Source organism: Reyranella humidisoli, assembly GCF_019039055.1.
GTDB lineage: Bacteria > Pseudomonadota > Alphaproteobacteria > Reyranellales > Reyranellaceae > Reyranella > Reyranella humidisoli.
In genome coordinates, this window is record NZ_JAHOPB010000002.1 from 108,987 (window position 1) to 133,180 (window position 24,194).

Annotated in this window: 19 protein-coding genes; 13 read left to right on the plus strand and 6 right to left on the minus strand. The window is 66.1% G+C overall.

Annotated elements, in window-relative coordinates; genetic code table 11:
* The first annotated feature begins 13 nt into the window (after positions 1-13).
* Complete coding sequence (gene aptA / locus KQ910_RS18870; protein WP_216964199.1) at positions 14-1,339, plus strand: omega-aminotransferase AptA; 1,326 nt, start codon at positions 14-16, stop codon at positions 1,337-1,339.
* Between the two features lie 70 nt (positions 1,340-1,409).
* Positions 1,410-2,825, plus strand: coding sequence for a phospholipase D-like domain-containing protein (locus KQ910_RS18875; protein ID WP_369408387.1), 1,416 nt, complete (start codon positions 1,410-1,412; stop codon positions 2,823-2,825).
* On the opposite strand, the gene KQ910_RS18880 is transcribed toward KQ910_RS18875, so the two are convergent.
* Both KQ910_RS18880 and KQ910_RS18885 read right to left on the minus strand, forming a co-directional pair.
* Complete coding sequence (locus KQ910_RS18880; RefSeq protein ID WP_216964201.1) at positions 2,816-3,484, minus strand: endonuclease/exonuclease/phosphatase family protein; 669 nt, start codon at positions 3,482-3,484, stop codon at positions 2,816-2,818. The genes KQ910_RS18875 and KQ910_RS18880 overlap by 10 nt on opposite strands.
* Positions 3,481-5,283, minus strand: coding sequence for a cation:proton antiporter domain-containing protein (locus KQ910_RS18885; protein ID WP_216964203.1), 1,803 nt, complete (start codon positions 5,281-5,283; stop codon positions 3,481-3,483). The genes KQ910_RS18880 and KQ910_RS18885 overlap by 4 nt, the downstream gene beginning before the upstream one ends.
* 77 nt (positions 5,284-5,360) lie before the next feature.
* On the opposite strand from KQ910_RS18885, the gene denD reads away from it, so the two are divergent.
* Positions 5,361-6,365: a D-erythronate dehydrogenase gene (gene denD, locus KQ910_RS18890; RefSeq protein ID WP_216964205.1), complete on the plus strand. Its 1,005-nt coding sequence runs from the start codon at positions 5,361-5,363 to the stop codon at positions 6,363-6,365.
* 20 nt (positions 6,366-6,385) lie between these two features.
* On the opposite strand, the gene KQ910_RS18895 is transcribed toward denD, so the two are convergent.
* Positions 6,386-7,195, minus strand: a complete 810-nt coding sequence (locus KQ910_RS18895) for a class I SAM-dependent methyltransferase (RefSeq protein WP_216964207.1) — start codon at positions 7,193-7,195, stop codon at positions 6,386-6,388.
* A 159-nt stretch (positions 7,196-7,354) separates the two neighbouring features.
* Here KQ910_RS18895 and KQ910_RS18900 point away from each other — a divergent pair, with 159 nt between their 5' ends.
* Both KQ910_RS18900 and KQ910_RS18905 read left to right on the plus strand, forming a co-directional pair.
* Positions 7,355-8,650, plus strand: coding sequence for a hypothetical protein (locus KQ910_RS18900; RefSeq protein WP_216964209.1), 1,296 nt, complete (start codon positions 7,355-7,357; stop codon positions 8,648-8,650).
* 2 nt (positions 8,651-8,652) lie between these two features.
* Positions 8,653-10,005 carry a hypothetical protein gene (locus KQ910_RS18905; protein WP_216964210.1) on the plus strand — a complete coding sequence of 451 codons (1,353 nt, stop codon included), beginning with the start codon at positions 8,653-8,655 and terminating at the stop codon, positions 10,003-10,005.
* Between the two features lies 1 nt (position 10,006).
* Here KQ910_RS18905 and KQ910_RS18910 read toward each other — a convergent pair whose 3' ends face one another.
* On the minus strand, positions 10,007-11,557 hold the full coding sequence (locus KQ910_RS18910) for an acyl-CoA carboxylase subunit beta (protein WP_216964211.1): 1,551 nt from the start codon (positions 11,555-11,557) through the stop codon (positions 10,007-10,009).
* Between the two features lie 109 nt (positions 11,558-11,666).
* Between KQ910_RS18910 and KQ910_RS18915 the strand changes: the two genes are divergently transcribed.
* Positions 11,667-12,203 (plus strand): P-loop nucleotide/nucleoside kinase family protein, encoded by a 537-nt coding sequence (locus KQ910_RS18915; protein ID WP_216964212.1) that lies wholly within the window; start codon positions 11,667-11,669, stop codon positions 12,201-12,203.
* Here KQ910_RS18915 and KQ910_RS18920 read toward each other — a convergent pair.
* Both KQ910_RS18920 and pxpB read right to left on the minus strand, forming a co-directional pair.
* Positions 12,113-13,210, minus strand: coding sequence for a 5-oxoprolinase subunit C family protein (locus KQ910_RS18920; RefSeq protein WP_216964213.1), 1,098 nt, complete (start codon positions 13,208-13,210; stop codon positions 12,113-12,115). The two genes, KQ910_RS18915 and KQ910_RS18920, sit on opposite strands and share 91 nt — an antisense overlap.
* Positions 13,207-13,944, minus strand: a complete 738-nt coding sequence (pxpB, locus tag KQ910_RS18925; RefSeq protein ID WP_216964214.1) for a 5-oxoprolinase subunit PxpB — start codon at positions 13,942-13,944, stop codon at positions 13,207-13,209. Before pxpB ends, KQ910_RS18920 begins: the two co-directional genes overlap by 4 nt.
* 37 nt (positions 13,945-13,981) lie before the next feature.
* On the opposite strand from pxpB, the gene KQ910_RS18930 reads away from it, so the two are divergent.
* From KQ910_RS18930 to fdhE, 7 genes are all read left to right on the plus strand, one after another.
* A complete protein-coding gene (locus KQ910_RS18930) occupies positions 13,982-14,779 on the plus strand; it encodes a LamB/YcsF family protein (protein WP_216964215.1) in 798 nt (265 codons plus the stop codon).
* 93 nt (positions 14,780-14,872) lie between these two features.
* Positions 14,873-17,170: a xanthine dehydrogenase family protein molybdopterin-binding subunit gene (locus KQ910_RS18935; RefSeq protein WP_216964216.1), complete on the plus strand. Its 2,298-nt coding sequence runs from the start codon at positions 14,873-14,875 to the stop codon at positions 17,168-17,170.
* Between the two features lie 10 nt (positions 17,171-17,180).
* Positions 17,181-18,422, plus strand: a complete 1,242-nt coding sequence (locus KQ910_RS18940; protein WP_216964217.1) for a hypothetical protein — start codon at positions 17,181-17,183, stop codon at positions 18,420-18,422.
* 156 nt (positions 18,423-18,578) lie between these two features.
* A complete protein-coding gene (fdnG, locus tag KQ910_RS18945; protein WP_216964218.1) occupies positions 18,579-21,677 on the plus strand; it encodes a formate dehydrogenase-N subunit alpha in 3,099 nt (1,032 codons plus the stop codon).
* 15 nt (positions 21,678-21,692) lie between these two features.
* Positions 21,693-22,613: a formate dehydrogenase subunit beta gene (gene fdxH / locus KQ910_RS18950; RefSeq protein ID WP_216964219.1), complete on the plus strand. Its 921-nt coding sequence runs from the start codon at positions 21,693-21,695 to the stop codon at positions 22,611-22,613.
* The gene (locus tag KQ910_RS18955; RefSeq protein ID WP_216964220.1) at positions 22,610-23,239 is read left to right on the plus strand and encodes a formate dehydrogenase subunit gamma; all 630 of its coding nucleotides are present in this window, start codon (positions 22,610-22,612) and stop codon (positions 23,237-23,239) included. The genes fdxH and KQ910_RS18955 overlap by 4 nt, the downstream gene beginning before the upstream one ends.
* Complete coding sequence (gene fdhE / locus KQ910_RS18960; RefSeq protein WP_216964221.1) at positions 23,209-24,177, plus strand: formate dehydrogenase accessory protein FdhE; 969 nt, start codon at positions 23,209-23,211, stop codon at positions 24,175-24,177. The genes KQ910_RS18955 and fdhE overlap by 31 nt, the downstream gene beginning before the upstream one ends.
* Positions 24,178-24,194 lie beyond the last annotated feature (17 nt).

Genomic DNA, 24,194 nt, shown 5'->3' on the forward strand with positions numbered 1-24,194 from the left:
CGAAGGTCTGCCCATGACGCCGCCGAACACCGCGCCCGCCGCCAACAATCTCGAAGCGTTCTTCATGCCGTTCACCGCGAACCGGCAGTTCAAGAAGAACCCGCGCATGCTGGCCCGGGCGAAGGGTGTTCATTACTGGACGCCGGAAGGCCGCAAGATCATCGACGGCACCGCCGGCCTGTGGTGCGTCAATGCCGGCCACGGGCGCGAGGAGATCAAGGCGGCGATCGCCAAGCAGCTCGACGAGATGGACTACGCGCCCTCGTTCCAGATGGGCCATCCCAAGGCGTTCGAGCTGGCGGCACGGCATGCCGCCCTGCTGCCGGGCGACCTGAACCACGCCTTCTACTGCAACTCGGGCTCCGAGGCGGTCGACAGCGCCCTCAAGATCGCGCTGGCCTATCACCGCGCCAACGGCCAGGGCACGCGCACCCGCTTCGTGGGCCGCGAGCGCGGCTATCACGGCGTCGGCTTCGGCGGCATTTCCGTCGGCGGCATGGTGAACAATCGCAAGTGGTTCGGCGCGATGCTGCCGGGCGTCGATCATCTGCCGCACACCCACCTGCCGGAGAACGCCTTCTCCAAGGGTGAACCGGAGAAGGGCGCCCATCTGGCCGATGCGCTGGAAGGCATCGTCGGCCTGCACGACGCCTCGAACATCGCCGCCGTCATCGTCGAGCCCTGCGCTGGTTCCACCGGCTTCCTGCCCCCGCCCAAGGGCTATCTGAAGCGCCTGCGCGAGATCTGCGACAAGCACGGCATCCTGCTGATCTTCGACGAGGTCATCACCGGCTTCGGCCGCCTCGGCACCAGCTTTGCCGCCGAGAAATTCGGCGTGATCCCCGATCTGATGACGGTGGCCAAGGGCATTTCCAACGCGACCGTGCCGATGGGCGGCGTGTTCGTGCGCAAGAACGTGTTCGACGGGCTGATGAACGGTCCGGAGAACGCGATCGACCTGTTCCACGGCTACACATACTCGGCCCATCCCCTGGCCTGCGCCGCGGCCTCGGCCGTGCTCGACATCTATCGCGACGAGGAGCTGTTCGCCCGCGCCGCCGAGCTGTCGCCGTACTGGGAAGAGGGCATCCACTCGCTGAAGGGCCTGCCGAACGTCACCGACATCCGTAACCTCGGCATGGCCTGCGGCATCGACCTCGCCCCCGAGGGTCCGGTCGGCACGCGCGGATACAAGGCTTTCGCCAAGGCCTTCGAACTCGGCCTGATGGTGCGCCAGTCCGGCGACGCCATCGCGATGTCCCCGCCGCTGGTGATCGAGAAGGCCCAGATCGACGAGATCGTCGACATAACCGCCAAGACGATCAAGGAAGTCGCCTAGCGTCCCACGCGGAGCGTCGCTAGAACGGTTCCTCGACCGGCTGCATTGCAAGGGTCGGGGAACGGGCGAAGTGATTCTCGATGACAATGTGACGGCGCTGGTGGGCGCCGTTGCCGCGGTGGCCCACGTCGCCATTGCCGGCGCGGTGACGGTTCATGTGCTGCTCTACAAGCGCAGCGTCGGCGCCGCTGTGTCCTGGATCGGGATTGCTTGGCTGTCGCCCTTCATGGGCGGACTGCTCTACGCCATCATGGGCATCAACCGCGTGAAGCGGCGCGCCCAGAGGCTGAGACGCCAGCGCCAGCCTCTTCTACTCGCTACGTCCGACGGCGCCCGGGGATCGACGGACTCGCTCACGCCGCTGGAATATGCGGTCGGCCGGCTGACCGGCCTGCCCTCGAAGCCCGGAAACCTGGTGGAGATGCTGCGCAGCGGCGACCAGGCCTACCCGCGCATGCTCGAGGAGATCGGCCGGGCGCAGAAGAGTGTCGGCCTGTGCAGCTACATCTTTCGGGCCGACGCGGCGGGCGAGAAGTTCCACGAGGCGCTGATCGACGCCCGCAAGCGTGGCGTCGAGGTGCGGGTTCTGATCGACGGGATCGGCGGCGGCTATTTCTGGTCGGGCACGTACGACCGCCTGCGTAAAGCCGGCGTGCCTGTGGCGCGTTTCCTCCATTCGTATTTCCCGTGGCGCACACCGTTCCTGAACCTGCGCAATCATCGCAAGCTGCTGGTGATCGACGGCAAGGTGGCGTTCACCGGCGGCCTCAACATCGGCGCGGAGAACGTGATCGCGACCAACCCGGCGCATCCGGTGCGCGACACGCATTTCCGCCTCGAAGGACCGGTGGTCGAGCAGCTCACCGACGCCTTCGCCGACGACTGGCTGTTCACGACCGGCGAGCATCTGCCCGACACGGACTGGTTCCCGCCGCTGGAGCCGGTCGGCACGGTGTCGGCGCGGGTCGTGCCGTCGGGGCCCGACGAGGACATGGAGCAGATCGAATTCGTGGCGCTGCACGCCATCTCGTGTGCGCGCGAATCGATTCGCGTCGTGACTCCTTACTTCCTGCCGGGCGAGCCGCTCACCATGGCGCTGGGCCTCGCGGCCATGCGCGGCATCAGGGTCGATATCCTGTTGCCGGAGAATTCCAACCACGCGATCCTCGACTGGGCGCGGCGCGTGCCGCTCAGGCCTCTGATAGAGGTGGGTTGCCGTATCTGGCTGATGCCGGCGCCGTTCGACCATTCGAAGCTGATGACGATCGACGACTCCTGGTCGTTCATCGGCAGCGCGAACTGGGATACCCGAAGCTTCCGGCTGAACTTCGAGCTGAACGTGGAGCTGCATGACGCGGCCTTCGCGCGACAGATCGTGGAGTCGGCCACGCCGCAGCAGCGCCTGACCCTGGCCGATATCGATGGCGACCCGCTGCCGATCCGTCTGCGCAACAGCGCGGCGCGCCTGTTGCAGCCCTACCTGTAGAAACGGCGCAGCCGGTCCTTGCGGGCCGACGAAGGCGCGGGTTCGGCGTGCGGGCCTTCGAGCTGTAACTCGAGCCTGATCGGCCGGTGGTCGGAGGGGCCGAAGTCGAGCGCGGCGGAGGCGCGGCAGACCAGCCCGTGGGCCAGGCAGCGGTCGAGCCGGACCGGCATCACATTGGCTGAGAGGTGCGTGGGTTCGCGAGGGCCGACATCGGCGAAGCCCGGCAGGACCACCGGCCCCACCGCGTTGTAGTCGCCGATGATCGCCGACGGCTTTCCCTGCAGTGCCGCGGCCACGCGGGCGAGCTGGCGGCGGTTGAGGAGCTGTCCGTGCGACAGATGGACGTTGGCGAGCGTGATCTCGCCCATCTGGATGATCTGGGCGCGACGGCGCGGCAGCCGCCCGGGCAGGCGCGAGGCCGGCAGCGACAAGGCCACCGGACGTGGAAAATGGGTCGGGCTCCAGACCGCGAGTCCATGGATCCGGCCGAGCCAGGACAGCCGGTAGAAGTGACCGCCCACCAGTTCCGGCAGCTTCTCGATGTGTTGCGTCGCCTCCTGCATCAGCAGCACGTCGGGCTTCTGGATGCCAATCAGCGCCGCCACGTCCTCGACGGCGGCGCCCGTCAGCCGCAGAAGGTTCCAGCTGATGACCTTCATGGTTTCGCGGCCTTCTCGCGACGGGCGTCGCGGATCCGTGCGGTCATCGATCCCATGCCACCGGCCGCGGCCTGCAGCTCGTTGCGCACCTGCTCGCGTCGCTCGTGGATCGAGGCGATCACCAGGCCCATCGGCACGCCAAGCCCGACCAGTGCCGATTCGGCCAGCTGCAGGCTGGCCTCGATCGTTTCCGGCACCGTGTCGGTGACGGCCAGCGTGTAGAGATGGCGGGCATGCTGGGCATCGTGGGCGCGCGCCACGATCATCACGTCCGGCCGGCGTGCCCGCACGGCCCGTACCACGTCGTCGACCGCTGCCGTGTCGATGGTGACGATCACGCCCGTCGCCTCGTCGATGCCGCAGCGCTGCAGGAACAGCGAATTGGAGGCATCGCCGAAATAGACCGAACGTCCGAGCTTGCGCCAGCGCTCGACGCGGACCGCGTCGTGGTCGGCGGCGATGTAGGAGATCTCGTGCTTGTCGAGCAGGTCGCAGACGAGCTGGCCGACGCGGCCGTGACCGACGACGATCACGCGTTTGGCGTGGTCGGCTGGAGGCAGCGGGGTTGCCGGTGCATCGCCCGTCACCTTCTTGGCGACACGCTGGGCGGCACGGCGCGCGAACAGGGACACGAACGGGAGCGTCCCCATGGTCAGCGACACCACCGCGAGAACACCCGCGGCAATGCCGGGCTGCACGAGGCTGAACTGGGTGGCGAGCCCGATGCCGATGAAGGCGAACTCGCCGCCGGGGGCCAGCAGCAGGCTGGTCTCGACGCTGGCGGCCCAGGGCACACCGAAGAAGCGGCAGAGCGGCACCAGCAGCAGAGTCTTGGCGACCATCATGGCAAGGAAACCGCCAATCACGAGCACCGGTTCCCGCCAGATGAAGCTCAGGTCGATGTGCATGCCGACCGAGAAGAAGAAGACCCCGAGCAACAGGCCGCGGAAGGGATCGATCATCGCCTCGACCGCCCGGCGATATTCGGTTTCCGCCAGCAGCAGGCCCGCAATGAAGGCGCCCAGCGCCATCGAGAGGCCGGCGAATGCCGCGATAACACCGGATCCAACGGCGATCAGCAGCGTCGCGGCCATGAAGAATTCGGGGTTGTCGGTGCTGGCGGCCAGGCGGAACAGGGGCTTCAGCACCAGCCGGCCAACCACCGCGATCACCGCCACGGCCAGCACGGCCTCGACGACGGCCACGATGACGCCCTGGATCACCGAACCTTCCGAATGGCCGCCCAGCGCACTGATCAGGAACAGCAGCGGGACCACGGCGAGATCCTGCGCCAGCAGGATGGCGAAGCTGGTGCGGCCGGTGGTCGACATCATGCGGCGCTGTCCGGACAGCAATTCCATCACGATGGCGGTGGAGGAGAGCGCCAGGCAGGTGCCGATGATGAGGGCGGCGGCGGCGGGCTGGCCCAGCCAGTAAATGGCGAGGCTGATGACGAACGCGGAGAGGACCACCTGCAGGCCGCCCAGCCCGAAGACCAGCCGGCGCATGGTGATCATGCGGCGCATCGAGAGTTCGAGGCCTATGAAGAACAGCAGGAAGACGATGCCCAGGTCGGCGATGAAGGCGATCTGCCGCTCGCCCGTGACCGTCAACCAGTCGATGGCGCGGGAATAGTCGGCAAGACGGCCGAGGCCGAACGGGCCCAGCGCGGCGCCGACGACCAGGAAGCCGAGCACGGGGCTGATCTTGAGGCGGTGCACCACGGGCGCCACGACGGCCGCCGTTCCGAGGACGATGAGAGCGTCCTTGAAGACGTAGATGTCGCTGGGCCCTGCCATGTCCGGCAAACATAGACTGCGAACGGCGATCTGTGCACACTTTCGTGGACAATCAACGAATTCGGGACGGAAACGACATGAAGGTGGTCATCACCGGCGGCGCAGGCTTCCTCGGCAAGAAACTCGCACGGCGCATCCTGCAGCAGGGCGAGATCGCGGGGCCTTCCGGCCAGCCGAAGAGAGTTGGTGAGTTGTTGCTTTTCGACGTCGCGAAGGCGAGCGGTCCGGGTCTCGACGATCCCCGGGTCAAGACTGTGGCAGGCGACATCTCGAATTTCGCGACGGTGCAGTCGATCGTCCAGGGGGCATCGACGGTGTTTCATTTTGCGGCCGTGGTCAGCGCCGGGGCAGAAGCCGATTTCGACCTGGGCTATCGGGTCAATCTGGACGGCACGCGCAACGTGCTCGAAGCCTGCCGGGCGCTCGGCACCAATCCGCGCGTCGTCTTCACCAGCTCGCTGGCTGCCTTCGGCGGCGACCTGCCTCCGGCTGTTACCGACGACACGCCGCTCACGCCACAGACGTCGTATGGCGCCCAGAAGTCGATCGGCGAATTCCTCGTCCGCGACTACACCCGCAAGGGCTTTTTGCGCGGTACCGCGGTCAGGTTGCCGACGATCTGCGTGCGCACCGGCCTGCCCAACAAGGCGGCCTCGACCTGGGCCAGTTCGGTGTTGCGCGAGCCGCTGACCGGCGTGGACGTGGTCTGCCCGGTGACGCCGGAGACGGTCATGGTGGTGCTGAGCCCGCGCAAGACGGTCGACGCCTTCATGCGCCTGCACGACCTGCCGGCCGACGCCTTCGGTCCCGGGCGCACGCTGCTGCTGAACGGCATCAACGTGACGGCGAAGGAACTCGAACAGGCGATCGGCCGCCATGCCGGCAACCGCAAGGTCGGCAAGGTCGTGTGGCAGCACGATCCGGCGATCCAGAGTATCTGCAACGGCTGGCCCCAGGGCATCGATTCCGCCCGCTCGCGCCGCCTCGGTTTCGAGACGGACAAGGACCTCGACGAGGTCGTCCGTGCCTTCATCGCCGACGATCTCGACGAGCAGATGAAGATCGTGAAGCCCGCGGGCTGACGGCTGCAGCGGCCTCCGGCCTAGCGGCCGCGCAGCATTCGCCAGCCGTTCTGCAGGTGGCGCATCGGCCCCCAGACGTGGCGGGTCCGCATCATGTGCCAGCGCTGCGGCTCGTTGTCGGGGCCAGCGATGGCCCCGGCATCGTCGACATAGTCGGTGATGCCGACGGCGTCGGTGTCCCACGGGCCGGTCGTCTTGAAGATCGTCGTCTTGGCGCCGTACTGCAGCAGCGTCTTCGACATGCCGGTCGCCATGAAATCCATGTAGCGCGGCAGACTCTCGGGGCGGCAGAGGTAGCCCTTGTTGAAGCCGACGGCGAGCAAGCGGAAGCTGAACGGATTCTTCTCGAGGAAGCGGATGACCTCGGTCGTGTTGGCCGGGTAGCGTGGCGAGAAGAAATCGTCGATCACGACGATGCCCTCGGTATTCACGATCCGGTTGGCGAACTCCAGCTCGCGATAGACGGCGGTGCCGGTGTGCTCGCCGTCGATGTGGAACCACCGGACCGACTGGTGCATCGCCTGCAGGTCGAGCTTGGCGGGAAGGTCCGCGGACGGGCCGGAGAGGGGCACGATGTTCGTGGGCTGGGTACCGACCGACTCGATCGAGCGGCGGACGGCAGGCTCATCCAGCCGCAGATCGCACAAGTAGAGCTTCTCGTTGCCCTTGCGATAAGAGGCGAGGACGGAGGCCGAACGGCCCCGCCAGACGCCGATCTCGAACAGATCGCCCGAAATATTGGCCTGCTGGTCGAGCAGGGCGCGCCAGACGCAATAGGACTGGAACATGAACCAGCCCGGAATCGCGTCGATTTTCTCCCAACTGAGCATCCGCCATCCTCGTTTGCCGCGCCTTGCTAACAGCGCCCCATCGACGCTGCAAGCCGTCAGCGCTTGCACCCCCGGCAAGCCTCCTGTAGGCCCGCACGCGGGGAAATGCCAACAACTACAGTCGCATACAGGGCCACGGTCGGCCTCCTTTGGACACTGGTGCTCTGGCATAGCTGGGAGTGCCGGGGGCTGTTCGTCGACGGTTCTGCATTCCTCGTGCAGGTCGCCCGGCGCGAATTCTTCTTCGATTTCTACGATCCGCGCCTGTTTGCGATGGTCCTGGGGCAGGCGCCGATCCTGACGGCCGTGTTCCTGGGCGTCACCGACCTGCATCTTCTGGCGCAGCTCCTGTCGCTTGGCCTGTTCGCCCTTCCGACGGCTCTCTACCACCTCGCCCTGCAGCGGGTACGGGACGACGCCATCCTGCTGTCGGCGGTCCTGGCGGCCATCGGCGTCGTCTTCATGACGACCTCCTTCTTCATCGTCGGCGAATACAATACCGCCTATGCGATCGGGATGGTCGTGGCGGTGCGCCTGGCGACGGCGCAGAAGCTGACCGTCGAGGACGGCGCCTTCCTGTTGGCCGTCGGCCTGCTGGCGATCCGGGCCTACGAGGTGATGCTCTATCTGGGGCCGGTGCTGGCCGCGATGATCGCCTGGACGATCTACCGGATCCGACCGCGACCCGCCCTCGCCACGACGCTCTACCTGCTGGCCATCCTGCCCTTCCTGGGCGCCATGCTGGTCGCCGCCAACTCGCTGATCAATCCGTTCTCGCAGGACCATCTCAGCCGGACCGCTGCGACGGTGCTCGATGCCTGGCAGAACATCCAGTTCGACCTGGCCCTGCTGGCGGCGCTGGTCATCTTTGGCTGGGCTGTCGTGCGGCCGCAGGATCTCGCCCGTCGCAAGCCCTATCTTGTCGCCGGCATCTTCCTGGTGTTGCTCGCTCTGTCTCCCCTGCTGGTGCTCACCGATACGCTGGTGCGTCCGCATGCCAAGTCGCAGTACACGGCGCGCAGCATCGCGGGCCTCGTCATGACGATCATCGTCATCCTGATCTGGCTCTACACGTCGCCGCTCGGGAGCCGCATCAAGGCGTTCGTGGCACTGCGCCGACCGGAAGTGTCGCGCCGGATGCTGACCTTCGGTTGCCTGATGGTACTCGCGATCCTGCCCTCGAACGCCTATCTGACGTTCGAATGGCGGAGCTACCTGAACACGGTTCGAACGATCGTCCGCAGCCAGAGCGGCGTCATCGAGTTCGAATCGACGCCGCTCGCCAAGCGTCCGCTCGAGACGCTGGTCGAATCGTGGATCCTGCCGAGCCAGAGCCTGATCCTGCGCGCCAAGCGGGGTGATGGCATCATCGCCCCGCCGCGCGGCTTCAACGCCTGGCAGCCTTTCCCGCCCGCCGAGCCCTATCCGCTGGGCTCCTATGTGTGGCGCGACTGAGCGTGTCGACCTTGTCGCCGGTTGCCGTCGCCCGGGGGGTCGTCCTGCTCCTGTGGCTACTCGCGCTGCACAACACACTCGCCGGTCGAGCTCTGTTCTGGGACGGCTCGTCCTTTCTGGTGAACCTGCTCGATCACGGTCACTTCCACGACTTCTACGCCGCTCGCGCCCATGTCGACTGGGTCACGCAGGCGCCGGTTCTCCTGCTCGCCAAGCTGGGCGTTCGCGACACCCGTTTGCTGACGATGGTGTACTCGGCGGCCCTGTTCGCGCTGCCGACCGCCTTCTATCACCTGGCCCTGATGCGGGCGCGGCGCGATCCGGTGCTGCTGACGGCCGTGCTGGCGATCGTGGCAGTGGTCTATCTGCCGACTTCGTTCTTCATCGTCGGCGAATACAACGTGGCCTTCGCCTGCATCACGGCGGTGATGTCGATCGTGCTCACGACCGATGGCCGCAGCCGCGGCGATGCCGCCCTGCTGCTGGCGTTCGGCCTGCTGTGCCTCAGGTCCTACGAGGCGATGATCTATCTGGGGCCTCTGGTGGCCTCGGCGATCGTGTGGTCGATGAGGCAGTGCGACGATCCGGCGACTCGCACGCTGCGTGGACTGGCGGCGCTGGCGTTCGTGGGGGGCGCTCTCATCTCGGCCATCACGATCGTCGACTACTGGGATCATCCGCACTTCACGAAAGTGCGCTCCACCAGCGTCGATTTTTGGCAGAACATGCAGTTCTCGATCCCGCTGGCGGGCTTCCTGATCTGCGCGATCGCGGGATTGCGGCGTCCGGCCTGGTTGCAGGGCAGCGGCCCGATGGTGGTGATGGGCGTCATCGCCCTCCTGCTCGCGCTGTCACCCTGGTGGCGCGTCGTGCACGGTCCGTCGATCCTCTACCCGCCGTCGCACTACGTGGCCCGCCAGGCCGCCGGCATGCTGCTGGCGGCCCTTCTCGTGGGCATGTGGGTGCAGGTCGCACGCCCCAATCCGCCGGCGATCTTCGCCGTCGTGCGCCGGCCCGAGGTGGCGCGGCGCATGATGCTTGCGCTGGCGGCGCTGACGGTCGCCGCTGCGGTGCCGGACATCGCGCTGACCCGCCTTTGGGCCGGCTATATCGAGCGTCTGCGCATCGTCGTCGACGGCGCCAGCGGGCTGGTCCGCGCGGAAACGCTGCCGCTGCACGACTGGCCGAACAAGCTGTTCTTCCAGGACTGGTCCTACCCGGCCCTGAGTGCCGTCGTGAGCCGTTCGCCGGGCCGCTCCTATGTCGTGTCCGACCAGGACTATCTCAGCAATCCACCCTTCGAGCCGGCCTGCGGGCTCCTGCCCCGGTTGACGGGGTACGGTTGGGGTCGCTGAATCAAGGCCTCATCCACATGTGTGCAGGGCCGCTGCCGCGGACGGGGGCGGCGAGGTCGACGAACTCGCAGAGGATCTTGCGCGTGTCGCGCGGATCGATGATCTCCTCGATCCAGAAGCTTTCGGCGCTGCGGAAAGGCGAGCGCAGCTTGTTCAGCCGGTCCTCGATCTCCGCCATCTTTTCCTTCGGATCGTCGGCAGCCTCGATGTCGGCGCGATAGGCGGCCTCGATGCCGCCTTCCAGTGGCAGCGATCCCCAGCGGCCGGAGGGCCAGGCATAGCGCCAGTTCATGCGCGAGCCGTTCTGGTGCGCCGCGCCTGCCACGCCGAAGGCGTTGCGGATGATGAAGGTGCACCACGGAACGGTCGTTTGGAACATCGACGACATGGCGCGTACGCCCTGGCGGATGACGCCGCTTTTCTCGGCTTCGAGGCCGATGAGGAAGCCGGGGCAGTCGCAGAAATAGACGACGGGCAGATGGAAGGTCTCCGCCATGTCGAGGAAGCGCGTCACCTTCTGGCAGGTATCGGAGGTCCAGCCGCCGCCATAGAACATCGGGTCGCTCGCCATCACCGCGACCGGCCAGCCATCGACGCGCGCGAAGCCCGTCACGACGGAGCGGCCGTAGAGTCGACCCATCTCGAAGAAGCTGCCCTGGTCGACTACCTTCTCGACGATGGGGCGGATGCGATAGACCTTGCGCACGTCGCGCGGGATGACGTCGAAAAGCGATTCCTCGCGCCGCGCCGGATCGTCGGTGACGGGGCCGCGCGGCGGTGCGTCATGGACCGACGAGGGCAGGTAGGAGAGGAAGCGGCGGGCGGCGGCAAAGGCCTCGTCCTCGCTGTCGACGGCTTCGTCGATGGCGCCCGCGCGAAGCTGGATCTCCCAGCCGCCCAGCTCCTGCTTGTCGTATTGCTTGGGGCTGAGACGGTTCACGACGGGCGGACCGGCGACGAACATCGCCGAGACTTCCTTGACCATGACCGAGTAGTGCGTGGCCGCCAGGCGCGCGGCCCCGAGGCCCGCGACGGAGCCGAGGCCCAGGCCCACGGTCGGCACCGCGCCCATGTTGCGCACCGCCCATTCCCAGCCGGCGACGCCGGGCACGTTGGCGCGCCCCGTCGTCTCGATCGTCTTCACCGATCCGCCGCCGCCCGAACCCTCGATCAGGCGCACGACGGGCACGCGATACTGGTTGGCGTAGCGTTCGACGAAGTTCGACTTCTCCTTGATCGTGGCGTCGGCCGAGCCGCCGCGCACGGTGAAGTCGTCGCCGGTAACGGCGACATGCCGCCCGTCGATTTTTCCACGGCCCATCACCACGTTCGCTGGCGTGAGATCCACCAGGTCGTTCTTGCCGTCATACTCGGCCTTGCCGGCGACGCTGCCGAGCTCACGGAACGAATCCTTGTCGAGCAGCCGTTCGATGCGCTCGCGTACCGTCAGTCGGCCGCCATCGTGCTGGCGCTTGACCTTGTCGGCGCCGCCCATGCGCTTCGTCATTTCCTGACGGCGGCGCAGCTCGTCCATTTCCGGTTGCCAGCTCATCTCGACGCATCCCCCGATCGTTTGTCGGAACGTTTCCTGCCCGGGCGGTTCGTACCAACCAGGACCCGGACCGGCTACAGTAAACCGGTCTTCGCGGGAGAGGCGACCGATGGACGAAACGGCAAGTCGAGCAAAGGCGACGCTCCACATGATCTGCGGCAAGATCGCGGCCGGAAAGTCGACTCTCGCCGCCCGGTTGACGGCGCAACCGGCCACCATCCGGATCAGCGAAGATGCGTGGCTCGCCTGCCTCTACAAGGACGAGCAGAAGACGATCGAGGACTACGTGCGCAATTCCCGCCGCCTGCGTGAGGTGATGGGCGACCATATCGTTGCGCTGCTGGAGGCGGGACCTTCGGTGGTGCTCGACTTTCCTGCGAACACGCCGGCCAGCCGTCAGTGGATGCGGAGCCTGTTCGAGCGCGCCGGTGCGAGTCACCAACTCCATTTCCTCGACGTACCCGACGATGTCTGCAAGGCGCGGCTGCGAGCCCGCAATGCCGCCGGTTCTCACGCCTACAACGTCAGCGACGCTGAGTTCGAACTCTTCACCAGTTACTTCGTGCCGCCCTCGGCCGATGAAGGCTTCGAGGTGACGTTCCACGGCGAATCGAAAACGACGCCGTCGATCAGGTTCTCTTCGTAGAGCCGGACGAGATCGATACCGCCGGGCGGTCGCGCCACGGCGAAGCCGGCGATGGCGCGCTGGAGCCTCGCTTCCTGGTCGCGGCGCAGCGCCTCGGCTTCCTCGACGGTGATCGCGGCGAAGCGCACGGTCTGGCCAGGCAACAGGCGTCCCAGCCGGGGCAGGTCGACCGAGGCGACGGTGGCGATCTTGGGATAGCCGCCAACAGTCTGCCGGTCGGCCATCAGCACGATGGGCAGGCCGGCGCCGGGCACCTGGATGGCGCCGGGCGCGATGCCGTCGGAGATGATGTCGGCACCGCCTTTGTCGACGGGCTTCGCGTGGGCGATCACCGGCCCCTCGAAGCGGATGCCCATGCGGTCGGCCTCCTTGGAGACGCGATACTCGGACTCGACGAAAGTTTTGCGGCCAGCCTCGCTGAAGTAGTCCTCCTGCGGTCCCCAGATCACCCGTATCGGGCCGCTGCCATAATCGAAGGGTTGCGCGAGTTTTCGTTCGTTGACCGCCGGCACGCTGGCCTTCGCGAGCGGCAGCAGATCGCCGGCGGCGAGCTTGCGACCGTCGAATCCGCCGATGCCGGCGCGCGAATAAGTCGAGAGGCTGCCCATGAAGGAAGGCAGCGCGAAGCCGCCGGCCACCGCGACGTATGCCGTGCTCGCTCCCTCGATCATGCCGACGCGCAGGGTCTGGCCGCGCTTCAGCAGGTGGCTGCGGTCGGAGTCGAGCGGCTTGGGCGGTGCGTCGGGCCCGTCGATCAGCTGGGGCGAGAGCGGGCCCACGAGAGCGACGCGCACGCTGTCGGCCTCGACCAGCAGGTCGGGACCCATGACGCCGATCTCGATGCCGGCGGTGTGCTGGGGATTGCCGACAAGTGCATTGGCGAGGCCGAGCCCGATCCGGTCCATCGCGCCGGCGGTCGGCATGCCCAGCGCCATGAAGCCGGTGCGGCCGAGATCCTGCAGCGTATCGAACAGTCCCGCGCGGACGACTTTCAACGCGGCGCTCATTTGCCCTTCACCAGGCTCGACCAGTCGAAGCTGCCGGCCTCGACCTCACGGGCGATGCGGTCGAAGCTCTTGCGGTCGATGCGCTCGAAGGCGAGCGAATCGCCGGGCGACAGGAACACCGGTTGCTCGCGGCGCTTGTCGAACATCCACAGCGGCGTGCGGCCGATCAGGTGCCAGCCGCCGGGACTCTCGAACGGGTAGATCGTCGTCATGTCCATGGCGATGGCGACCGAGGAGCGCGGCACGCGCACGCGCGGCTGGCTGCGGCGCGGCAGGAACAGCGCCTGATCGAGCCCCGCGACATAGGCGAGACCGGGCATGAAGCCCAGCACGTAGACCTTGAAGGGCGAGGCGAGGTGGGCGGCGATCACCTGCTCGGGCTTCTTCTTCGTGCGCTCGGCAACCTCGGCGAGGTCGGGCGCGAATTCGGGGTCGTCGTAGCAGCAGGGGAGGGTCACCTGGCGGCTGCCAGCGTCGACCGGCAGGCCGCGGGCGATCATGGCGTCGATCCGGGGCTGGAGATCGGCCCGCGAGGTCGCGAGCGGATCGTAGGTCACCATCAGGGACCGCATGGTGGGGACAGTCTCGACGACGCCCGAAATCTCCCCGGCCTCGCGGGCGAGGCCGATGGCGGCATGAAGCGCCATCACCCGGCCGTTGATCTCGGGGGAAATCTCGTTGCCGAACTCGACAGTGAAGGCGGTGTCGCCGCAGGATAGGTACCGAACGCTCACTCTGCTACGATAGCGCCTCGAATTGAGGGAGTCTCCCATGGCCGCCGCGACGAATGCCGGACACGTGAACATCAACTCCGACCTGGGCGAGAGCTTCGGTCCGTGGGTGATGGGCAACGATACCGAGGTCCTGAAGATCGTGACCTCCGCCAACGTGGCCTGCGGCTTCCATGCCAGCGACCCGGTCGTGATGATGGATACGGTGAAGCTCTGCGCGCAGAACGGCGTGTCGATCGGCGCCCATCCGGGCTTTGCTGACCTGCAGGGCTTTGGCCGCCGCGTCATCAACCTCACGATCAAGGAACTGGAGGCCAACATCGCCTACCAGATCGGCGCCCTGCAGGCGATCGCCGCCCTCCACGGCATGAAGGTCACCCACATGAAGCCGCACGGCATGATGGCCAACATGTCGGCTGAGAGCCCCGAGATGTCCGAAGCCATCGCGCGGGCGACCAGGGCGGTCGACCGCGACCTGATTTTCCTCGCCCAGGCCAACACTGAGCAGGGCAAGGCCGCCCGCAAGCACGGGCTGCGCGTCGCCGAGGAAGTCTTCGCCGACCGGACCTATACCGACGCCGGCTTTCTGACGCCGCGCAAGGAAGCCAATTCGATGATCAAGGATCCGGCCAAGGCGGTCGAGCATGTCCGCCGCATGATCGACGAGCAGGCGATCTACTCCACCTCGGGCAAGCGCATTCCCTGCCAGGTTGATTCGATCTGCGTTCATGGCGACGGACCGACGGCCGTGACCGTCTCGAAAGCGGTCCGCGAGGGGCTGGAGGCGGCTGGAATCCGCATCGTGCCGCTGCCGGAGATGCCCAGCCTCCGCCATTGAGGCCCGGGGCCATGCGTCGCGCTGGCTTGTAGGGCGCGGCATCGCCGCTATAGTCCGGCCGACCCGATAGGGGTTTTGCGGCGGGAGTGGCGTATGGCGGTGTTTGGCAAGGCTCAGTACATCAAGCGTGTCGAGGATGACCGGCTTCTGACCGGCACGGGTGGCTTCACCGACAACCTGTCGCGGCCCAACCAGGCCCACGTGGTCCTCGTTCGTTCTCCCCATGCCCATGCAAAAATCCTGAAGATCGACGCTTCCGCCGCCAAAAAGGCGTCGGGCGTGGTCGCGGTCTACACCTGGGCCGACATGGAAAAGGAAGGCGTCGGCAATTTCGCCTTCCCGGCGATGTTTCCCGCGGCCGACGGCAGCAAGCCAGAGATGACGCCGCGGCGCTCGCTGGCGCACGAGGTCGTGCGCTATGTCGGCGAGGCCGTCGTGGCCATCGTGGCCGACACGCGCGAGCAGGCGCAGGATGCCGTCGAACTGGTCGACATCGAGTACGAGCAGCTGGCGTCCGTCACCGAGATCGAGGATGCGCTGAAGCCCGGCGCGCCGCAGGTCTGGCAGGGCGCCCCCGGCAATATCGCGGGCTACAACAAGTTCGGCGATCACGCCAAGGCCGAGGAGGCGTTCAAGAGCGCCGCCCATGTCGTTTCCCTCGACATCGTCCATCAGCGCCTGATCGTGAACGCCATGGAGCCGCGCGCGGTGATGGCGGAGTGGGAGAACGACCGGCTGATCGTCCATATCGGCAGCCAGAATCCCTCCGTGACGCGCGACACGCTGTGCGACGTCATCCTGAAGATGCCCAAGGACAAGGTTCGCGTGGTCGTGCGCGACATCGGCGGCGGCTTCGGCATGAAGGTCGGCATCCAGCCCGACGAGGCGGTGGCCGTGTGGGCCGCCAAGGTGCTGAAGCGGCCGGTGCGCTGGCGCGCCGAACGCGGCGAGGAATTCGCCGCCACGACCGCCGGCCGCGACCAGTTCCACAAGGCTTCGATGGCGTTCGACAAGGACGGCCGCATCCTGGGGCTGCGCATGGAAGCCTTCGCCAACATCGGCGCCTATCCGTCGCGCGGCGGCGTGGTCATCCCGCTGTTCGTCGGCCCGAAGGTGACGACCGGCACCTACGACATCCCGCTGATCGATCTCAAGATCACCTGCGTCATCACCAACACCGCCACGATCGGCGCCTATCGCGGCGCCGGCCGGCCGGAGTGCATCCTCAACCTCGAGCGGTTGATGGACACGGCGGCGCGCCAGATGGGCATGGATCCGGCCGAACTGCGCCGGCGCAACTTCGTGAAGCCCTCGCAGATGCCCTACACCACGGCGATGGGCGAGAAGTACGATTCCGGCGACTTCGACCTGTTCCTGACCAAGACGCTCGAGGCGGCCGACTGGAACGGCTTCGCGGCGCGCAAGGCGGAGGCCGAGAAGCGCGGCAAGCTCTATGGCCGCGGCCTCGCCTCCTACGTCGAATGGACCTCGGCCAACGTGATGAACGAGATGGCGCACTACGAAGTCAAGGCGGACGGCAAGGTCGTCATCTGGATGGGCACCCAGGGCATGGGGCAGGGGCTGCAGACCAGCTTCACCCAGCTCGCGTCCGAACTGCTCGGCATCGACCCTTCGCAGATCGAGATCGCCATGGGCGATTCCGACCGCGTCGGCGGCGTCGGCTCGATGGGCTCGCGCTCGGCCTATATCGGCGGCTCGGCCGTGCTGAGCGGCAGCGAGAAGCTGGTCGACAAGGGCAAGGAACTGGCGGCGGACGCGCTGGAGGCGGCCACCGCCGACATCGTCTATTCGGCCGGCCGTTTCACCATCACCGGCACCGACCGCGGCATCGGCCTCGGCGAACTGGCGGCGAAGCAGCCCGACAAGCGCATCTACATCGAGAACGTGAACACGGTCGACGGCATCGCCTGGCCGAACGGCGCGCATGTCGGCGAAGTCGAGATCGATCCGGACACCGGCATGGTCGAATTGAAGCGCTATACGACGGTCGACGATGTCGGCAAGCCGCTGCACCGGCCGATCGTGTTCGGCCAGATCCATGGCGGCTGTGCCCAGGGCATCGGCCAGGCGCTGCTGGAAGAGAACGTCTACGACCGGGAGAGCGGCCAGCTCGTGACCGGCTCGTTCATGGACTACGCCATGCCGCGCGCCGAGACCTTCCCGAACTTCAACAACCAGCTCGACGACACGGTGCCGGCCAAGAGCAACCCGATTGGCGCCAAGGGCGTCGGCGAGTCCGGCACGGTGGGCTCGACCCCCACGGTGATGAACGCGATCATGGACGCGCTGTGGCCGCTGGGCGTTCGCAACATTCAGATGCCGGCGACGCCGCAGCGTGTCTGGCAGGCGATCCAGTCCACGCGGAAGTAGTGGAGAGGAGATGAAGCAGCGCATCTTCGGCTGGATCTCCGTCCTTTTCGGCATCGTCCTTTCGCTCGCCGCGCTCGAAGTCACGGCGATCGTCTGGCTCTACCTGGAAGACGGCCGCTATACCTCGGCCGAGGAGCTGTTCGAGCGCACGCAGAACACCTACGTGCGCGACGCCACCAAGGGGACGGCGTGCCGTTACGTCGACACGCTGTTCCCGCATCCCTACGTGGCGTTCGTCCATCATGCCAACCCGCCCTGTGGCATCCCGTGGGTCAACAATGTCGGCCTGTTCGGCCCGGATTACCCGGTCCTGAAGCCGACCGACCGCTATGTCGTGATGCTGACCGGCGGCTCGGTGGCCTCGCAGCTCGGCCAGAACGCCGCGCCGCCCGCGCCGCGCTATCTCGAGGAAGAGCTTAATAAGAAATACATCAGCCCGAACGGCAAGCCGTTCATGGTGCTGAACGGCGGCGACGGCGCCTGGAAGGAGCCGCAGCCCTTCATCCTGTTCTCGCTCTACGCCTCGTCGGTCGACGCCGTGGCGGTCCTCGGCGGGTTCAACGAGCATTACTTCTTCTGGCCCGGCGCCGAGGAACGGCTCGAGCGTCCGCTCAGCAACTTCCTCGACGTGAATCCCTTCGTCGCCGACGAGAATTTCGGCGACGCCGCGATCGGCTGGGTGATGGGCCGGATCGCCGGCACCCTGGCGCTGAATCCGATTCTCGGCCGTTCGCATGCCGCCTACATGGTGGTGCGCGGCATTGAGCAGGCCGCCAAGGGCAAGGACATCTTCAAGTCGGCCAAGAAGACGACCCTGAACAGCATATTCCACATGCCCGAGAGCATCCGGTCGAACCACAAGCTGGCCTTCGACACCCAGCTCGGTCTCTATCAGAAGTACATCAAGGCCACGGTGGCGGTCGCGAAGGACAACAACGTCAAGGCCGCCTACTTCATCCAGCCCGCCCCCGCGATCGGCAAGGAACTGACCGAGGAGGAAAAGCGCGTCGTCGGCGATCTCTCCTACAAGAACATGTACGCCAACATCGTCACGGGCCTCATGACCCTGCGGGACGGTGGCACGCCGATCTACGACCTGACGCAGATCTTTGCCGGGGAAAAGGCGACGATCTACGCCGACCACATCCACTACGCCCGGGACGCGGTGAACGAGAGCCCCGGCAACCGCATCATCGCCGCCCGGATGGGGGAGATTCTTGCGGAAAACTGGGGTTTCCAGCGCAAACCCTGAGGCACGTTCGGGCCCTTGGGTCCCGGGGAAATCCACTCAATTTTCGGTTATCGTCCAGTTACCTGTTGATTCGCGCACCCTGAAGCGTTTCACTATCCCGCGACGCGAAACAAAAAAGAGGTGGTTCACTACCTCATAAGCGTTGTTGGGATGGAGATGAACATGGCCGTTACACGTCGGCATTTCATGAAGGTGAGCGCTGCGGGCCTCGCCGCGTCTTCCGTTGGTGCGCTGGGCTTCATCGGCGCGAGCGAAGGACTGGCCGCGGGGGTCAGGCCCTACCGGCTCGAGAAGGCGACCGAGACGCGCAACACCTGCCCCTATTGCGCGGTGGGTTGCGGCGTCCTTGTCTACTCGTCGTCCGACGGCGCCAAGGACGGCAAGGCGCGGGCCATCCACATCGAGGGCGATTCCGACAACCCCATCAATCGCGGTACGCTCTGCGCGCGCGGCGCGGCCTCGCTGGGCTTCGCCAACAGCGTCAACCGCCTCCAGTACCCGATGCACCGCAAGCCCGGCTCCGACAAGTTCGAGCGCGTGAGTTGGGACTTCGCGATGGAACGCATCGCCAGGCTCGCCAAGGAAGACCGCGACAAGAACTTCATCGCGAAGAATCGCGACGGCGTCACGGTAAACCGCTGGGTGAGCACCGGCTTCCTCGCCGGCTCCGCCTGCAGCAACGAGGCGGGTTACCTCACCTACAAGGCCATCCGGTCGACGGGCATACTCGCCCTCGAGAACCAAGCCCGAATATGACACGGACCGACGGTGGCCAGTCTTGGCCCCACATTCGGACGTGGCGCGATGACGAACTCGTGGAACGACATCAAGAATGCTGACATCGTTCTGATCATGGGCGGCAATGCCGCCGAGGCCCATCCTTGCGGCTTCAAGTGGGTAACCGAAGCCAAGGCGAACAACGGCGCCAAGCTGATCGTGGTCGACCCGCGCTTCACGCGCTCGGCTGCGGTGTCGGACCTCTACGCGCCGATCCGGCCGGGCACCGACATCGCGTTCCTGTCGGGCGTGATGCGTTACCTGCTGGGTACCGGCAAGATCCACCAGAAGTACGTCAACGCCTACACCAATGCCTCCTACCTCGTGAAGGAAGGCTTCAAGTTCGAGGACGGGCTGTTCACGGGCTACGACGAGGCCCGCAAGAACTACGTCGATCGCACGACGTGGGAGTACGAGTTCGACGAGCAGGGCATGGCCAAGGTCGACGAGACCCTGCAGAACCCGCGCTGTGCGATCAATCTGCTCAAAGCCCATGTCGAGCGCTACACGCCCGAGATGGTCGAGCGGATCTGCGGCACGCCGAAGGACAAGTTCCTGAAGGTGTGCGAACTGATCGCCTCGACGGCTAACGGCGAGCGTTCGATGACCTCGCTCTACGCGCTCGGCTGGACGCAGCACACGACCGGTGCTCAGAACATCCGCAGCATGGCCATGATCCAGCTCCTGCTGGGCAACATGGGCATCCCGGGCGGCGGTGTGAACGCGCTGCGCGGTCACTCCAACGTGCAGGGCATCACCGACTTCGGCCTGCTCACCACGTCGACGCCGGGTTACCTCGTCCTGCCGAACGAGCGGGAGGCGACCTACGCCGACTACATGAAGTCGCGTGCCTTCAAGCCGATCCGCCCCGGCCAGACCAGCTTCTGGCAGAACTACGGGAAGTTTTTCGTCAGCCAGCAGAAGAGCCTGTTCGGCAAGGCGGCGACCAAGGAGAACGACTGGGCCTACGACTACCTGCCCAAGTTCGACACAGCCTACGACGTTCTCAAGATCGTCGACATGATGGCGGGCGGCCAGATGAACGGCCTGTTCTGCCAGGGCCTCAACGTCATGATGGCCGCGCCCAACAAGGCCAAGGTCCAGGCGGGACTGTCGAAGCTCAAGTGGCTCGTCATCATGGATCCGCTCGAGACCGAGACGGGACGCTTCTGGGAAAACCACGGCGAGTTCAATAACGTCGATCCCAAGTCGATCCAGACCGAAGTCTTCCAGCTTCCGACCACGGCCTATGCCGAGGACGAAGGAACCTTCACCAATTCGAGCCGGGTGATCCAGTGGCACTGGAAGTCGGTGGAGGGGCCGGGCGAATCGCGCAGCGACATCCAGATCATTGCCGATCTGCACAACCGCCTGCGTGCGGCGTACACGAAGGATGGCGGCGCTTTCCCCGACCCCATCCTCAACACGTCCTGGAACTACGCCAAGCCCGCGCATCCCGAGCCGGTCGAACTCCTCAAGGAGATCAACGGCTACGCGCTGGAGGATCTGCCCGATCCGGCCGATCCCACAAAGGTGTTGCTGAAGGCGGGCCAGCTCTTGCCGGGCTTCGCCGTGATGCGCGACGACGGCAAGACCTCGGGTGGCTGCTGGATCTACACCGGCGTCTATACAGAGGCCGGCAATATGTCGATGCGTCGCGACGCCAGCGATCCCAGCGGTCTCGGCGTGCATCCGAACTGGGGCTACGCCTGGCCGGCCAATCGCCGCGTCCTCTACAACCGCGCCTCGGCCGACCCCGATGGCAAGGCGTGGAGCGAGCGCAAGAAGTACATCACCTGGAACGGCTCGCGCTGGGTCGGCGCCGACGTGCCGGACTATGCGCCCACGGTGGCCCCCGACAAGTCGGTCGGCCCATTCATCATGAACCCGGAAGGCACGGCGCGGCTCTTCTCGCGCACCGCCATGCCGGACGGGCCATTCCCCGAGCACTACGAGCCGATGGACGCCTATATCGCCAACCCGCTGCATCCCAAGGTCAACACCAATCCGGTGGTCCGGGTGTTCGCGGCTGACGCCAAGTCGTTCGGTACGCCCGACAAGTTCCCGATCGTGGCGACCTCGTATCGCCTCGCCGAGCACTTCCACTACTGGACCAAGAACGTCCACGACAATGCCGTGGTCCAGCCGGAGATGTTCGTCGAGATGGGCGAGCGGCTGGCCAAGGCAAAGGGCATCCGGAACGGCGACTGGGTCGAGGTGTCGAGCCAGCGCGGCATGATCAAGGCCAAGGCCTCGGTATCGAAGCGTTTCCGGCCGATCATGGTCGACGGCAAGCCGTGCGACGTGATCGGCCTGCCGATCCACTACGGCTTCGTCGGGATGACCCGGAAGTCCTATCCGCTGAACACGCTGACGCCGGCGGTCGGCGACGCCAGCACCAATACGCCAGAGTACAAGGCGTTCCTGGTGGACGTGAAGAAAACCACCCCGCCGGCGACGTCGCCGGCCGTGGCCTGATCGGGGGAGGGAACGATGTCAGCTCTGCAAGCTCTCGACCTCCGCCGCCGCTCCGCATCGAGCGTACCGCCGCCCGCCGCCGGCAAGCCGGCCGCGGTTGCCGTCGCCAAGCTGATCGACGTCAGCAAGTGCATCGGCTGCAAGGCCTGCCAGACCGCATGCCTGGAGTGGAACCAGCTCGACCAGTCGATCGGCTACACCGACGGCACCTACAACAACCCGACCGACCTCACGCCGGCCTCTTGGACCGTGATGCGCTACACGGAGTACGAGCACGGCGACGACCTGGAATGGCTGATCCGCAAGGATGGTTGCATGCATTGCGACGATCCGGGTTGCCTCAAGGCCTGTCCGGCGCCGGGCGCGATCGTGCAGTACACCAACGGCATCGTCGACTTCATCTCGGACAACTGCATCGGCTGCGGCTATTGCGTGAAGGGATGCCCCTTCAACATCCCGCGAATCTCGCAGGTCACCAGCAAGGCCTACAAGTGCACGCTCTGCTCCGACCGCGTCGTGGTCGGACAGGCGCCGGCTTGTGCCAAGGCCTGCCCGACACAGGCGATCTACTTCGGCACCAAGGAAGACATGATCGCCCATGCCGGCAAGCGCATCACCGACCTCAAGTCGCGCGGCTACCAGAATGCCGGTCTGTACAATCCGCCGGGCGTGAACGGCACGCACGTCATGTATGTGCTGCAACATGCCGACAAGCCGTCGCTCTACGCCGGCCTGCCGGACAATCCGCACATCAGCCCGCTGGTCGGCCTTTGGAAGGGCGTGATGAAGCCCCTGTCGCTGGCGGCCATCGCCTTCGCCGGCGCCTTCGGCCTCATGCACTACGTCACCAAGGGGCCCAACCGGGTGACGGAGCACGATGAGGAGAAGGCGGCCGAGCTGGCGGGGACCGACGCGGCCGGGAGCAAGAAGGCATGAGCGAGCACACCAAGCCGGTCAGTCGCTACACCACGGCCGCCCGCATCAACCACTGGATCACGGCGGTGTCGCTGGTCCTGCTGGCCCTGAGCGGCTTGGCCCTGTTCCATCCCTCGCTCTACTTCCTTACCTACCTGTTCGGCGGCGGCCAGATCACGCGCGCGATCCATCCGTGGATCGGCGTCGTACTGGGCATCAGCTTCCTCGGACTCTTTCTCAGGTTCTTCACGCTCAATTTCTGGAACCGCGACGACACGGTCTGGATGAAGAACCTGGGATCGGTGATCAACAACAAGGAAGAAGGCCTGCCCGAACTCGGCAAGTACAATGCCGGCCAGAAGCTCGTCTTCTGGGGCCAGTCGATCCTGATCCTGCTGTTGCTCGGCAGCGGGCTCGTGCTTTGGGACACCTATTTCGCGTCCTACACCACGATCGACCAGAAGCGACTGTCGGCGGTCGTCCATGCGCTGTGCGCCATCGGGGCCATCCTGATCTGGATCGTGCACGTCTATGCAGCGATCTGGGTCAAGGGTACGATGAGCGCCATGACGCGCGGTTCAGTCAGCGGCGGCTGGGCATGGAAGCACCACCGCAAGTGGTTCCGTCAGGAAGTCGGGAAGCCCTGAGTTCCGGCCCCGACAATCCGACTGCTGCTTTCGGCGAGAACATCCTCGGCGCTGCCGCCGAGGGTGAGCGCGTCCGACTGCCCGATCTCGCGACACTCTTTCAGATTCGCGCCGCTCGCCTTCGCGAGCTGGCACCGGGCCACGATCTCGAAGGCTTCCTCCGTCTGATCGCCGCACTTGTGACCGCGCAGCACGAGGCCTTGTCCAACCTGCCGCCCGGCTCGCTGCCGGGAGCGGCCGAGATCGCCAAGGCGAAGCTGGTGAAGCGCGCGCCGCTCGATCCCGCGATCTGGTCGCGCGACGGGAGCTGGCGCGTGGCGCTGTCGCGCATCCTCGAAACGATCGACCGCGAGGTCCTGCCCGAGTCCGCCCGCGCGGCGCGCGACGCCCTTCTCGCGGCCAGCCCGGTCGATCTCGAAGCGCTGGCCGATCGCTTCCTCGGTGGTGACGTCACGGGCGCAGAAGCGGCGCAGGCGGTTTTCGTGGCAGCCGCCCTGCAGGTCGCATGGACGCGCATGGCGGCGCTGCTCGACGCTGCCGACCTCGCGAGCGAGACCGAAAGCGGCGACTGTCCTGCCTGCGGATCGCCACCGGTCTCCGGACTGATTTCGCCGGGCGGCACCAAGTTCGGCCACCGCCATCTCCACTGCTCGCTGTGCGCGACCTCGTGGCGCTATGTGCGGGTGCGCTGCGTGCATTGCGGCAGCACCGACAAGGTTTCGTTCCGCAATCTCGCGGGCACCGCCTATCTCCGCGCTGAATGCTGCGAGGTCTGCCAGGGTTATTCGAAAGTCTTCTATCTGGAGAAAGCGCGCGCCATCGAACCGCTGGCCGACGATCTGGCATCGCTCGGCCTGGATGTGCTGGTGGGCGAAGAGGGCTTCGCGCGCGTGCCCAATCCCTTCGTGCTGGGCATCATGGAGCATCCCGAAAGCTGACGGAAATCCGTCGGCTC

Bases quoted from the DNA above. Each gene is read 5' to 3' on its own strand.
- aptA (WP_216964199.1), top strand. From the start codon at position 14: ATGACGCCGCCGAACACCGCGCCCGCCGCCAACAATCTCGAAGCGTTC.
- KQ910_RS18880 (WP_216964201.1), bottom strand. From the start codon at position 3,484: ATGAAGGTCATCAGCTGGAACCTTCTGCGGCTGACGGGCGCCGCCGTC.
- KQ910_RS18885 (WP_216964203.1), bottom strand. From the start codon at position 5,283: ATGGCAGGGCCCAGCGACATCTACGTCTTCAAGGACGCTCTCATCGTC.
- denD (WP_216964205.1), top strand. From the start codon at position 5,361: ATGAAGGTGGTCATCACCGGCGGCGCAGGCTTCCTCGGCAAGAAACTC.
- KQ910_RS18895 (WP_216964207.1), bottom strand. From the start codon at position 7,195: ATGCTCAGTTGGGAGAAAATCGACGCGATTCCGGGCTGGTTCATGTTC.
- KQ910_RS18910 (WP_216964211.1), bottom strand. From the start codon at position 11,557: ATGAGCTGGCAACCGGAAATGGACGAGCTGCGCCGCCGTCAGGAAATG.
- KQ910_RS18915 (WP_216964212.1), top strand. From the start codon at position 11,667: ATGGACGAAACGGCAAGTCGAGCAAAGGCGACGCTCCACATGATCTGC.
- KQ910_RS18920 (WP_216964213.1), bottom strand. From the start codon at position 13,210: ATGAGCGCCGCGTTGAAAGTCGTCCGCGCGGGACTGTTCGATACGCTG.
- KQ910_RS18930 (WP_216964215.1), top strand. From the start codon at position 13,982: ATGGCCGCCGCGACGAATGCCGGACACGTGAACATCAACTCCGACCTG.
- KQ910_RS18935 (WP_216964216.1), top strand. From the start codon at position 14,873: ATGGCGGTGTTTGGCAAGGCTCAGTACATCAAGCGTGTCGAGGATGAC.
- KQ910_RS18940 (WP_216964217.1), top strand. From the start codon at position 17,181: ATGAAGCAGCGCATCTTCGGCTGGATCTCCGTCCTTTTCGGCATCGTC.
- fdxH (WP_216964219.1), top strand. From the start codon at position 21,693: ATGTCAGCTCTGCAAGCTCTCGACCTCCGCCGCCGCTCCGCATCGAGC.
- KQ910_RS18955 (WP_216964220.1), top strand. From the start codon at position 22,610: ATGAGCGAGCACACCAAGCCGGTCAGTCGCTACACCACGGCCGCCCGC.